This is a genomic window from Pseudomonas sp. GW821-FHT07F05 (assembly GCF_059418765.1).
Window position 1 is genome coordinate 1 of sequence record NZ_JBWKQL010000010.1, and the last position, 12,342, is coordinate 12,342.

Sequence of the window (12,342 nt, forward strand, 5' to 3'; positions counted from 1 at the left end):
AAGGAGTTTTCCGTTTCGTCTGCGCCGGAAGTGGGGCGAATTATAGACAGATCCAGAGGGGCGTCAAGCACTTATTTAAACTTTATTCCAAGCGAAGTGTAATCCGCCCGAACGCCTTCTTGCCGGCCTGGCAAACATGGGTCGCCCCCAGCTTGAATACAAACCCGCGCTCTACCACCTCACCATCTATACGCACGCCGCCGGATGCCAGCAGGTCGCGAGCGACTGCCGAGTTCTTTACCAGCCCCGCCTTATTAAGGACGGCAGCAATCGGCATGTCTTCGGAAGCGGCCAGCTCGATCTCGGGAAGATCTTCCGGAAGCTCCCCATCCTTCATACGATTGCCTGCAGAACGATGGGCAGAAGCTGCAGCCTCTTCACCATGGAAGCGCGCGACAATCTCTTCGGCAAGCTTGATCTTGATGTCGCGCGGATTCGCCCCGGCTTCGCAATCCGCCTTAAAGGCAGCGATCTCCTCCATGGAGCGGAAGCTCAGCAGCTCAAAGTAACGCCACATCAGCGCATCAGGGATGGAGACGAGCTTGCTGTACATAATGCCGGGCGCTTCCTGGATACCTACATAGTTACCCAGAGATTTGGACATCTTCTTGACGCCGTCCAACCCTTCCAGCAACGGCATCGTCAGAACACACTGAGCCTCCTGACCATAGGCGCGCTGAAGCTCACGCCCCATCAGCAAGTTGAATTTCTGATCGGTGCCACCCAGCTCGACGTCCGCGCGCAAGGCAACCGAGTCGTAACCCTGCACCAGCGGATAAAGGAATTCGTGGATGGCGATCGACTGGTTCGACTTGTAACGCTTGTCGAAGTCATCACGCTCAAGCATACGGGCAACGGTGTATTGGGAAGAAAGCCGAATGAAGTCAGCGGGGCTCAGCTGGTCCATCCAGGTGGAATTGAAGGCCACCTCGGTTTTGGCCGGATCCAGAATCTTGAAGACCTGAGCTTTATAGGTCTCGGCATAGTCGAGCACTTGCTCGCGCGTAAGCGGGGGACGGGTAGCGCTCTTGCCGCTTGGATCGCCGATCATCCCGGTGAAATCGCCAATCAGGAAAATCACCTGATGCCCGAGATCCTGGAATTGACGCAGCTTATTAATTAGCACTGTGTGCCCGAGGTGCAGGTCGGGCGCGGTTGGATCAAAACCGGCCTTGATGCGAAGTGGCTGCCCACGCTTGAGCTTTGTGATCAGCTCGGCCTCGACCAGGAGTTCATCTGCACCGCGCTTGATCAGCGCTAGCTGCTCTTCAACCGACTTCATAACCGCCCCGTAATGCCTTATTTCAAAGGGAAACAACCATACAAGATCAGCGCTCAAATACAAGTTCTGACAATAGGTGCTCGACGAATCGCGGAGCGAGCCGATCGCAAGCTTGCCTCAGGCGAGATTTGGTTATATTTTATACAGTTATTTCATCTTCATCATGTCATTCATCTTTTCCATTTCATCTTTTTTCAAAGTCAAAATTACCTATGACCGACACTCCGCCTAAAGCGCCACCGCTTTATCCGAAGAGCCACCTGCTAGCAGCCAGCGGTATCGCCGCACTGCTCAGCCTGGCTCTCCTCGTATTCCCATCCAGTGACGTCGAAGCCAAACGAACAAACCTTGCTCTTGAACTGGACACGCCCGCTGATCAGATCGAGCAAGAACAAGACGCTCAAGAACAGACTCAAGCCACAGAGGCGCCGGTAGATTCTCCCTTCGCCCAGATCGAAGGTGATGCGACTGAGCCGACTGAAACAGCGAAGCCCTCCACCGACACAAAGGCTGCGCCGAAAGAGGTTGCCACTGCCAAAGGTCCCACCCACCGGGAAGTGGTGGTATCGAAAGGCGATACGCTGTCGACGCTGTTCGGCAAAGTCGGCTTACCCGCAACGGCAGTGCATGACGTTATTGCCAGCGACAAACAAGCCAAGCAATTCAGCCAGTTGAAAAACGGCCAGGTTCTGCAGTTCGAACTGTCGCCTGAAGGCAGCCTTAAGCAGCTGCACAGCAAGCTGAGCGAGACAGAAAGCATCAGCTTGTCCCGGACAGACAAGGGCTACACGTTTACCCGTGACGTAAGCAAACCCAATGTTCGCACTGCCTATGTGCACGGCATGATCAACAACTCGCTGTCGCAATCCGCCCAGCGTGCAGGCCTCAGCCATACCATGACCATGGAGATGGCAAACATCTTTGGCTACGACGTCGACTTCACCCAGGATATCCGCAAGGGTGACGAATTCGATGTCATTTACGAGCAGAAGGTCGTCAACGGCAAGACGGTCAGTACGGGCAATATTCTTTCGGCGCGCTTTGTAAACCGTGGCAAGACTTACACCGCAGTGCGTTATACGAACAAGCAAGGCAACACCAACTACTACACCGCCGATGGCAACAGCATGCGTAAGGCATTCATCCGTACTCCAGTCGAATTCGCCCGCATCAGCTCGCTGTTTTCATCCGGTCGCAAACACCCGATCCTGAACAAGATTCGCGCCCACCAAGGCATCGACTACGCTGCACCTCGTGGTACGCCAATCAAGGCGACCGGCGACGGCAAAGTCATTCTTGCCGGTCGGCGCGGCGGCTACGGCAATACCGTGATCATTCAGCACGGTGAGACCTACCGGACGCTGTACGGCCACATGCAGGGTTTTGCCAAGGGCATTCAGTCCGGATCCAGCGTCAAGCAGGGCCAAGTCATTGGCTATATTGGAACCACCGGCCTGTCCACGGGTCCTCATGTTCATTACGAGTTTCAGGTAAACGGCGTTCATGTCGACCCGTTGGGGCAGAAGCTGCCGATGGCAGACCCGATCGCCAAGTCCGAAAAACAGCGGTTCATGCAGGAGAGCCAACCTTTGATGGCTCGCATGGACCAGGAAAAGGCCACCATGCTGGCCTCGAGTAAGCGCTGACCCATGACTTTATATGTAGGTGTAATGTCCGGAAGCAGTCTGGATGGACTCGACTTCGCGCTGGTAGAACAGGATGACCGACCACGTTTGCTCGGCACCTACTACATTCCCATGCCGGACGATCTTCGCGCCGAACTGCTGGGGCTATGCGCCAGCGGTCCGGATGAGCTGGCCCGTGCCGGCATCGCCGAGCAGAAATGGGTTCATCTCGCGGCTCAAGGCGTACTGGCCCTGCTGGATCAGCAGAACGTGTCAGCCGGCGAAATCCGCGCGATTGGCAGCCACGGCCAGACGATTCGCCACGAACCAGCCCGTGGCTTCACCATTCAGATTGGCAACCCTGCCCTGCTCGCCGAAATGACCGGCATCACCGTTGTCAGTGACTTCCGCAAGCGCGATATCGCTGCAGGTGGACAGGGCGCGCCGCTGGTTCCGGCATTCCACGAAGCGTTGTTCGACGATAACAAGGACTACCGCGCCGTACTCAACGTCGGTGGTTTCAGCAACCTCAGCTTGATCGAGATCGACAAACCGGTTTCCGGGTTCGATTCAGGTCCTGGCAACGTGTTGCTCGACGCGTGGATACAAGCACAGCGTGGCGTGAGCTATGACCGCGATGGCGCGTGGGGCGCGAGTGGAACAGTCAATGATGCGCTGCTCAAGTCCATGCTCAGTGATCAGTTCTTCCAGACCAAGGGCCCGAAAAGCACCGGCCGTGAAGTGTTCAACCTTGGCTGGGTTCATCACCATTTGTTCCAGATGCCAACGCTGAGACCCGAAGACGTGCAGGCTACACTTCTGGAAGTCACCGCATTGAGCATTACCGAGTCGCTGCAATCGGCACAGGCGCAGACCAAAGAGCTGTTGGTCTGCGGTGGCGGCGCTCACAACAAGGCATTGATGGATCGACTGGCGGCGCTGCTGCCGGCAACAAAGGTCACAAGCACAGCGGAATTCGGCGTTGATCCTGATTGGGTGGAAGCAATGGCGTTCGCCTGGCTTGCCCATTGCGCACTGGAAAGCGTACCCGCCAACCGTCCGAGCGTGACCGGAGCCAAAGGGTTGCGAGTTCTGGGCGCAATCTACCCAGCCTAAGTGCAACGCCCGCCATGCAAAACGCCGCGCAAATGCGCGGCGTTTTTGTGTGCGACGGTTGGATCAGATCGAAAACGAAGAGCCGCAGCCGCAAGTAGTCGCGGCATTAGGATTCTTGATTACGAAGCGAGAGCCTTCCAGACCCTCCTGATAATCCACTTCCGCACCTGCCAGGTACTGGAAGCTCATGGGGTCAACCACCAGGCTGACACCCTCGCGCTCAACAATCGTGTCATCTTCGGCGACGTCTTCATCAAACGTGAAGCCGTACTGAAAGCCGGAACAACCGCCACCGGTCACGAAGACGCGGAGCTTCAGGCGGTCATTGCCCTCTTCATCGACCAGAGTTTTCACCTTGTGCGCGGCACCGTGGGTGAATTCCAAAGCCACAGGGGTGAAGGATTCAACGCTCATGCTCAAAATCTCCCGGCGCTAAGCCGTCATAATGCGTAATGTCGCGCATTATCCGCTTCTCCTAGAAAATTGGTCAACTATTGTCACGGCAGCCGCAAGCGACAAGCTGCAAGAAACAGCCAGCTATCGGCTTACAACCTGAGACGTACGACCTGGCGCTGTTAAGGCAACATCCCCGCGTGGGACAGGCCCAGGCGCTCATCGAGGCCAAACATGATGTTCATGTTCTGCACGGCCTGGCCCGAAGCGCCTTTGACCAGATTGTCGATGACCGACAGCACCACCACCAGATCGCCATCCTGCGGACGGTGCACAGCCATGCGGCAGACGTTGGCTCCACGTACGCTGCGGGTTTCCGGATGGCTGCCGGCGGGCATCACGTCGACGAATGGCTCATTGGCATAGCGTTTTTCAAACAACGCCTGCAGATCGACCGATCTGTCGACGACGGTTGCGTACAACGTGGCGTGAATGCCACGGATCATCGGCGTCAGGTGCGGCACGAACGTCAGCCCGACATCGCCGCCGGCTGCACGACGCAGCCCTTGGGTGATTTCGGGAAGATGGCGATGCCCTTTAACGGCATAAGCCTTGAAGCTCTCGCTGGTTTCGGAATATAGCGAGCCCACGCTGGCGCCGCGACCTGCACCACTGACACCCGATTTGCAGTCGGCGATCAATCGTGATGCATCAGCAAGGCCCGCTTCGAGCAGCGGCAGAAAGCCCAGCTGAGTGGCGGTGGGATAGCAACCCGGCACCGCAATCAGGCGTGCGCCTTTGATGTGCTCGCGGTTGACTTCCGGCAGGCCGTATACCGCCTCGTCGAGCAGCTCCGGTGCACCATGGGGCTGGTTGTACCACTTGGCCCACTCGACCGGATCTTGCAGACGGAAATCGGCGGAGAGGTCGATGACCTTGGTGCCAGCGGCGAGCAACTCGCCCGCTAACGCATGTGCGACACCGTGAGGCGTGGCGAAGAACACCACGTCGCAGGCGCCAAGCACCTTGACGTCCGGCACACTGAACGCCAGACCGTCATAGTGACCGCGCAGGTTTGGATACATGTCAGCGACAGGCAGACCTGCCTCGGAGCGCGAGGTGATCGCAACCACTTCAGCCTCCGGGTGTTGCGCCAGAAGACGCAACAACTCGACGCCGGTGTAACCCGTACCGCCGACGATACCGACCTTGACCATAACCTGCCCCTCAACGAAACCAGTGGAAAGCCGCTGATCATATGGGTCGATTGCCAATGGGACAACCGCGAACGTGACGTACGGGCGCCGAAGCCACTACTATTTGGCACCGTGTTCCTGGAAACAAACCAAAATGCTCTATCTCTGGATCAAAGCCCTGCATATCGTCGCCATGGTGTGCTGGTTCGCAGCCCTGTTCTATCTTCCGCGGTTGTTCGTCTATCACGCCATGAGCGAAGACTCGGTTAGCCGCGAGCGTTTCTGCACCATGGAGCGCAAGTTGTACCGGGGCATCATGATTCCCTCGATGATCGCCACACTGGTATTCGGTATCTGGCTGATCGTCCTGGCCCCGGGTTTCCTGCAGCAAGGCTGGTTGCATGCCAAGCTCACCCTGGTCGTCCTGCTGATTGGCTATCACCACGTGTGCGGCGCTCAGGTCAAACGCTTCGCGCGCGGAGTACCAGGCCGCAGCCATGTGTTCTATCGCTGGTTCAACGAGATACCGGTGTTGATCCTGCTGGCTGTGGTCATTCTGGTAGTCGTCAAACCGTTCTGACGCGCACTGCTCACATCGTATGAACTCAAAAGACAAGGAAGCCAGCATGGCGGAGCACTTCAAGATCGTTTTCGAGGGACAGTTGCGGACAGGTGTTGAGCTGGAAACAGCGCGCCTGAACCTGGCGCAGCTGTTCAAGACTGACGTTTCCGGCGTTGATCGTCTATTCACCGGCAACCCGGTGACCATCAAGCGCAGTCTGACGCGAGACGACGCGCAGCGCTATCTTGCGGCGCTGAACGATGCGGGTGTCGAAGGCCGTATCGAGCCTGAGGATCCGGTATCACTGAGCCTTGAAGAAGTCGTTGAACACGCGCCCCAGCGTCCGTATTTCGAACCCGCGGTATCGCCCTACGCGCCGCCGCGCACACCGGTTGCACAAGACTGGCCCGCCGTCGGCGAATTAAAGGTGTTTACCACTCAGGGGCGGATCGGCCGTCTGCGCTATCTGGCGTGGAGCATGGCGCTGGTGGGCGTGGCCATACTGGTCGCCGCCCTGTGTGTCGGCGTTCTCAGCGTTTCGCTCGTGGCGGGAGGGCTGCTGGGCACCGTCGCGTTCGTCGCGTTTGTCGTCATCAGTGTCCAGATCGGCGCCCAGCGCCTGCATGACGCCGGTATGTCGGCCTGGTTGCTGCTGCTGAATCTGGTGCCGGTGGTGGGCAGCTTCTTTCCAATTGTGATGATGGCCGTGCCCGGTAGCACAGGCCCTAATCAGTATGGTCCGCCGCCGCCCGCCAATACGCCACGCGTCAAAGCCCTCGCAGTGATCTGGCTTGTGGTACTGGCGCTGGCGATCGTGGCTGGGGTGATGGGTGGCCTGAAAACCATTCAGGAAGAAGTTGAAGCCACCACCAGCGCATACGAACAAGCATTGCCCTACGACGATGACACCAATGACACCAATGACGCGGAACAACCGACCGTCCCCGTTGATCCTGTAGATATTGGTGACTCGTCCGACAGCAACGACGACCAATAACTATCTGGCAGCAAGGACGCTGTCTCAATACGAGCTGCAAACACTGGAGAATTGCATGACCCGTTACGCCATGGTCACAGGGGCATCCAGCGGTATTGGCCTGGCGATGGCAGAAGCCCTCGCCCGCCGAGGTCGCAACCTTATTCTGGTGGCCAGGCACCGGGAAATGCTGGAAAGCATTGCGCTTGAGTTCACCCAACGGTTTGGCGTCGAGGTGCTGTTCCGCGCCTGCGATCTGGGTGAACCGCTGCGCCTCTCGGGCTTTCTGCTAGAGCTCGAAGAGGGCGCGCGAAGCATCGATTTGTTGGTCAACTGCGCGGGCATCGGCAACAGCGGGCCGTTTCTCGCTCAAGAATGGGCGCAAGAGCAGGACCTGCTCGACCTTAATGTGCTCGCATTGACGCGGCTGTGTCACACGGTTGGCAACCTGATGGCGGTCCAAGGCGGCGGTCAGATTCTCAACGTTGCTTCGATCATGGGCTTTCAACCAGGGCCGTGGATGAGCACCTACGCCGCGAGCAAAGCGTATGTACTGCATTTTTCCGAGGGGCTTCGCGAGGAGCTGCATAAAACCGGCGTGAAGGTTTCGGTGTTGTGCCCCGGGCCGACGCGAACGGCGTTTTTCCGCACCGCACAGCTGGACGCCGGCAAGTTCACCCACGACAAACACATGACCGCCGAAGAAGTTGCGCTGTACACGGTTCGCGCGCTGGAAAAGAACCGTGCGGTGATTATCCCGGGTTGGCGTAACAGGCTGCTGACGCGGGTTCCGCGCTTCGCCGGTCGCTGGATGACGCGAAAACTCTGGGGCTCGATTCTCAAATCTCGTACGTCAGTCTGACGCGACCCGTCGCAACAAACGGCTGGGCGTGACCCGGGACGCTCAGTACACTGCCTTCATCCCCCTCGAAACGGAGCAAGAAGGCTGTGGATACTTTGTTCACCAAGATCATCAACCGCGAAATCCCGGCGAAGATCATCTACGAAGATGATCAAGTGCTGGCCTTTCACGACATCGCCCCACAGGCGCCAGTGCATTTTCTGGTCATTCCGAAGAAGCCGATCGCCACCCTCAACGACGTGACTGAAGACGATAAAGGGCTGCTGGGCCATATCCTGTTCACGGCGCAGCGCCTGGCGAAAGAACTGGGTTGCGAGGACGGCTTTCGCGTGGTCATGAACACCAACGAGAAAGGCGGGCAGACCGTTTATCACATTCACATGCACGTGCTGGGTCAGCGCCAGATGAACTGGCCGCCGGGCTGAGTCACCGCGTTCGGATTCTATCGACCTGCCGAGTGCGTGCCTTGCGCCTCGGCGGGCTGACGCCGGACAAGCCCGGCTTCATCGTTTGCGGTAGACTGGCCATCGTGGATTTACCCGGAGGCGCCCATGGCTACCGAACGTCACTACTCCCCTATCGACCGTTTTCTGCTTCAGGCCGACGCTGCGATGAAGACGCTGCTGCCCGTCAGCGCGCACGCACACCGTCCCTCGCCTGCCATTGTTCAACCCGATATCAAGATGAATGAGACCGACACCCGACATGTCGCCGGGCTCATGCGCATTAATCACACCGGCGAAGTCTGTGCTCAGGCGTTGTATCAGGGGCAGGCGCTTACCGCGAAACTGCCTCAGGTGCGCAAAGCCATGGAGCACGCCGCCGAGGAAGAAATCGACCACCTGGTGTGGTGCGAGCAACGCATTCATCAGTTGGGCAGTCATACCAGTGTGCTCAACCCGCTGTTCTACGGCGCTTCGTTCGGCATCGGCGCAGTGGCGGGCTTGATCAGTGATCGGATCAGCCTGGGCTTTGTTGCCGCGACGGAAGATCAAGTCTGCAAGCATTTGAATGAGCATCTGGAGCAATTGCCGGTCGAGGACGAGAAGTCCCGTGCGATTCTCAAACAGATGTGTGCCGACGAGGAGCAACACGCCGAAAGCGCGATCGAGGCAGGCGGATTCCGCTTTCCGGCGCCGGTGAAATTCGGCATGAGCCTGATCGCCAAAGTCATGACCAAGACCACCTACAGGATCTGACCGAAACTGCGATTTCGGGCTGTTATTACGGAGCCCGATTATCGTTGAAAGCCAGATACAAAGAAGGCGCCTCTAGAGGCGCCTTTTTTTGTACCGCTGAAACCTTAGACCGGCATGTTGCGGCCGTAGAAGATTTCGAGCATCTCGTGCTTCACGCGACCAGTCACCTGCTCGCGCTGCTCAGCGGAGAGATTGCTGGTGGCGTCACCGAACAGGTAGTTGTCCAGCTCGAACTGCTTGAGCAGCATTTTCGTGTGGAACAGGTTTTCCTGGTACACGTTCACGTCAGTCATCTGGTAGCTGTCGCGGGTGTCGTCGGAAAGGTAATTCTGGATCGAGTTGATCTCGTGGTCGATGAAGTGCTTCTTGCCTTCGACGTCACGGGTGAAACCGCGCACACGATAGTCGACGGTCACGATGTCGGACTCGAACTTGTGGATCAGGTAGTTCAGCGCTTTCAACGGCGAGATCACGCCGCAGGTCGACACGTCGATGTCCACTCGGAAGGTGGCGATGCCGTCTACGGGATGGATTTCAGGATAGGTGTGAACCGTGATGTGGCTCTTGTCCAGGTGCGCGAGGATAGTCTCGGGCAGCGGACCCGGCGATTCTTCGATCTGGCTGTCAGTCGGCGTGACCGGCTGCTCGGAGATCAGAATGGTCACACTGGCGCCTTGTGGGTCGTAGTCCTGACGCGCGATGTTCAGGATGTTCGCGCCAATGATATCGACGACATCGGTGAGAATCCGCGTCAGGCGTTCGGCGTCGTATACGCTGTTGATGTACTCGACGTAAGCCTGCTGGTCCTGCGGGGTTTCCGCATAGCAGATGTCATAGATGTTGAAGCTCAAGGTCTTGGTCAGGTTATTGAACCCGTGGAGCTTGAGTTTGCTTTTCACCGTTAAAAACTCTCTATATGGGTGCGGCGCTGGCCGCGTGATCAAGCATGCCCGTCAACTGAGCCCGGCTCAGCTGCGTAGGACGGTTAACACCTCTTCGCGTTGGCGATTTTGGTTGTCTGGTCGGAGGCGAGCCGGCTATCCGGCGGTCGCGCCCTGAAAAAGGGGCGCATTATGCAGACGTCAGAAGTCGCATGCCATAGCCTGCACCGCTTTTGTGAAAATTGAGCGTTGCTCAGCCCAGTTCGATGATCTCGTAATCGTGGGTGATTTCGACGCCCGCATTACCCAGCATGATCGATGCCGAGCAGTATTTCTCGGCCGACAGCTCGATCGCACGCTTGACCTGCGTTTCTTTCAGACCGCGTCCTTTAACCACAAAGTGCAGGTGGATCTTGGTGAACACCTTGGGATCTTCGCTGGCGCGCTCTGCTTCCAGAAACGCCTCGCAGCTTTCGATGGGCTGACGGGCTTTCTTGAGGATGCTGACCACGTCGTAGTTGCTGCAGCCACCCAGGCCAATCAGCACCATTTCCATCGGGCGAACACCCAGGTTGCGACCGCCGCTTTCGGGTGGGCCATCCATCACGACCACATGGCCGCTGCCGGACTCACCGAGGAACATCGACTCACCCGCCCATTGAATACGCGCCTTCATCACCGGACTCCAATGCTTGAAAAATGGCGGCCAGCTTAGCACAGGGCCCTACCGTCGCTGAGTGGACTGGACATGCCCGAAAACGACCGCAATGTAGGAAGTGTCTGAAAAAAAGGCTAATTGCCGCTGTTGAACTGCGTTAAATCGGAAATACTGCCGATACCTCTAGGAATGCCTCAGGGCGCAGTTTTTTACGGGATACAGCCATGCTCGCCGTGCCGCCTCCGAACAAGATGAAAATCGCCGACAAACTGCTCCCGCACGCCCAGCGACGACGATGCCCGGCCAAGAGCAACATCATTTGCGCAGGCGAAGAATCGGACTCGCTATACCTGATCATCAAGGGCTCGGTGACGATCCTGATCGAAGACAACGAAGGCCGCGAGATGATTGTGGCCTACCTGAACAGCGGGGATTTCTTTGGCGAACTGGGGCTGTTTCAGCAGACGGCCGCCGGCGCCCAGCGCAGCGCCTGGGTGCGTGCCAAAACCGAATGTGAAGTGGCCGAAATCAGCTACGCCAAATTCCGCGAGCTCAGTCAGCATGACCCTGAGTTGATGTACGCCATCGGTTCGCAGATCGCCGAAAGGCTGCGCAACACCACGCGCAAGGTCGGCGATCTGGCGTTTCTGGACGTCACCGGGCGCGTTGCCCGCAGCTTGCTCGATCTATGCAAACAGCCCGACGCGATGACCCACCCCGATGGCATGCAGATCAAGATCACCCGCCAGGAGATTGGCCGTATCGTGGGGTGTTCCCGAGAAATGGTCGGTCGTGTGCTCAAGTCACTCGAAGAGCAGAATCTGGTGCATGTCCGGGGCAAAACCATGGTGGTGTTCGGCACCCGCTAACGACGTGATCGATGCCCGCAGCGGAATCAGATCCGGGCGAGCAGGCGTTCATATCGTTCCCTCAGGCGGGTTAGAAAATCCGGCGCGTCAAATAGCTCATGCAAAGCAATGTGGCTTTCTGCTTTGCAGCGTTGATCCAGCTCGCAGGTCTCATTGAAGCGGTTGACCGCGTTGACCATTGCCACGCGCTCGTCATCCAGCAGCATCGCGGCATGGGCCAACACCACCGGCCGTTTGCCACCCTGACTCTGGCGCCAGCGCTGCGCGGTACCGACCATCTTGCGAGCGTTGAGGTTGACGTTGAAGCGGCCGTCGCAGAAAGCGCCTTCGACTTCGCCCAGAGATGCAGCGCCGCCCAGCTCACCCAGGGTATCGAGGATCGGCTGACACAGGCGCATGTAGGCATTTTCGATGCGGTCGCGATCCAGATCGGTGTCCGGCTGGACATACACGAGCGCCACATTGACGGTTGAAGAAGATTGCGGCACCGGCTCGCCGCCACTTTCACGCAACAGGACGGGCCAGCCACTGTCGGCGAGGGTTTCGCTGGCTTCAGTGAAGCCGGGAAGCCGACTCAACCGGCGTGGCATAACCAACGCGCGATCAATAGGCCGCCAGAACAGCAAGCCACTGTCAGCGTGGCCATCACACACCGACGCCAGGAGGTCTTGCTCGGCCTTGAGGCCGGCTTCAACGCAGGTTTCCAAGAGCTGAAGGGTCATG

At 58.0% G+C, this 12,342-nt stretch carries 14 protein-coding genes; 8 read left to right on the forward strand and 6 right to left on the reverse strand.

The features are described 5' to 3' along the window. Positions 1-82 precede the first annotated feature (82 nt). A complete protein-coding gene (gene tyrS / locus AC07RO_RS19320; RefSeq protein ID WP_346627126.1) occupies positions 83-1,282 on the reverse strand; it encodes a tyrosine--tRNA ligase in 1,200 nt (399 codons plus the stop codon). 212 nt (positions 1,283-1,494) lie between these two features. On the opposite strand from tyrS, the gene AC07RO_RS19325 reads away from it, so the two are divergent. Both AC07RO_RS19325 and AC07RO_RS19330 read left to right on the forward strand, forming a co-directional pair. Beyond that, the gene (locus AC07RO_RS19325; protein ID WP_346627127.1) at positions 1,495-2,928 is read left to right on the forward strand and encodes a peptidoglycan DD-metalloendopeptidase family protein; all 1,434 of its coding nucleotides are present in this window, start codon (positions 1,495-1,497) and stop codon (positions 2,926-2,928) included. 3 nt (positions 2,929-2,931) lie between these two features. Beyond that, positions 2,932-4,023, forward strand: coding sequence for an anhydro-N-acetylmuramic acid kinase (locus AC07RO_RS19330; protein WP_282372465.1), 1,092 nt, complete (start codon positions 2,932-2,934; stop codon positions 4,021-4,023). Positions 4,024-4,086: 63 nt separating this feature from the next. On the opposite strand, the gene erpA is transcribed toward AC07RO_RS19330, so the two are convergent. Beyond that, positions 4,087-4,437: an iron-sulfur cluster insertion protein ErpA gene (gene erpA, locus AC07RO_RS19335; RefSeq protein WP_122536594.1), complete on the reverse strand. Its 351-nt coding sequence runs from the start codon at positions 4,435-4,437 to the stop codon at positions 4,087-4,089. Between the two features lie 161 nt (positions 4,438-4,598). Continuing rightward, positions 4,599-5,633, reverse strand: a complete 1,035-nt coding sequence (gene argC / locus AC07RO_RS19340) for an N-acetyl-gamma-glutamyl-phosphate reductase (protein WP_192173081.1) — start codon at positions 5,631-5,633, stop codon at positions 4,599-4,601. A 133-nt stretch (positions 5,634-5,766) separates the two neighbouring features. Here argC and hemJ point away from each other — a divergent pair, with 133 nt between their 5' ends. The 5 genes from hemJ (at position 5,767) to coq7 (ending at position 9,211) form a co-directional block, all read left to right on the forward strand. After that, positions 5,767-6,192 carry a protoporphyrinogen oxidase HemJ gene (gene hemJ / locus AC07RO_RS19345; protein ID WP_346627128.1) on the forward strand — a complete coding sequence of 142 codons (426 nt, stop codon included), beginning with the start codon at positions 5,767-5,769 and terminating at the stop codon, positions 6,190-6,192. 46 nt (positions 6,193-6,238) lie between these two features. Continuing rightward, positions 6,239-7,171 carry a DUF805 domain-containing protein gene (locus AC07RO_RS19350; RefSeq protein ID WP_423573452.1) on the forward strand — a complete coding sequence of 311 codons (933 nt, stop codon included), beginning with the start codon at positions 6,239-6,241 and terminating at the stop codon, positions 7,169-7,171. Positions 7,172-7,226: 55 nt separating this feature from the next. After that, the gene (locus AC07RO_RS19355) at positions 7,227-8,012 is read left to right on the forward strand and encodes an SDR family NAD(P)-dependent oxidoreductase (RefSeq protein ID WP_282372471.1); all 786 of its coding nucleotides are present in this window, start codon (positions 7,227-7,229) and stop codon (positions 8,010-8,012) included. An 86-nt stretch (positions 8,013-8,098) separates the two neighbouring features. Next, a complete protein-coding gene (locus AC07RO_RS19360) occupies positions 8,099-8,437 on the forward strand; it encodes a histidine triad nucleotide-binding protein (RefSeq protein WP_065991361.1) in 339 nt (112 codons plus the stop codon). A gap of 126 nt (positions 8,438-8,563) precedes the next feature. Continuing rightward, positions 8,564-9,211, forward strand: a complete 648-nt coding sequence (gene coq7 / locus AC07RO_RS19365) for a 2-polyprenyl-3-methyl-6-methoxy-1,4-benzoquinone monooxygenase (RefSeq protein ID WP_282372473.1) — start codon at positions 8,564-8,566, stop codon at positions 9,209-9,211. Positions 9,212-9,315: 104 nt separating this feature from the next. Here the strand turns inward: coq7 and speD are convergent, their stop codons facing one another. Continuing rightward, positions 9,316-10,110, reverse strand: coding sequence for an adenosylmethionine decarboxylase (gene speD / locus AC07RO_RS19370; protein ID WP_037019204.1), 795 nt, complete (start codon positions 10,108-10,110; stop codon positions 9,316-9,318). A gap of 235 nt (positions 10,111-10,345) precedes the next feature. Further along, positions 10,346-10,768, reverse strand: coding sequence for an OsmC family protein (locus AC07RO_RS19375; RefSeq protein ID WP_192173086.1), 423 nt, complete (start codon positions 10,766-10,768; stop codon positions 10,346-10,348). A 206-nt stretch (positions 10,769-10,974) separates the two neighbouring features. Between AC07RO_RS19375 and crp the strand changes: the two genes are divergently transcribed. Next, positions 10,975-11,619: a cAMP-activated global transcriptional regulator CRP gene (gene crp, locus AC07RO_RS19380; protein ID WP_192173087.1), complete on the forward strand. Its 645-nt coding sequence runs from the start codon at positions 10,975-10,977 to the stop codon at positions 11,617-11,619. A 26-nt stretch (positions 11,620-11,645) separates the two neighbouring features. On the opposite strand, the gene AC07RO_RS19385 is transcribed toward crp, so the two are convergent. Further along, positions 11,646-12,341: a lipoate--protein ligase family protein gene (locus AC07RO_RS19385; RefSeq protein WP_192173088.1), complete on the reverse strand. Its 696-nt coding sequence runs from the start codon at positions 12,339-12,341 to the stop codon at positions 11,646-11,648. Position 12,342 lies beyond the last annotated feature (1 nt).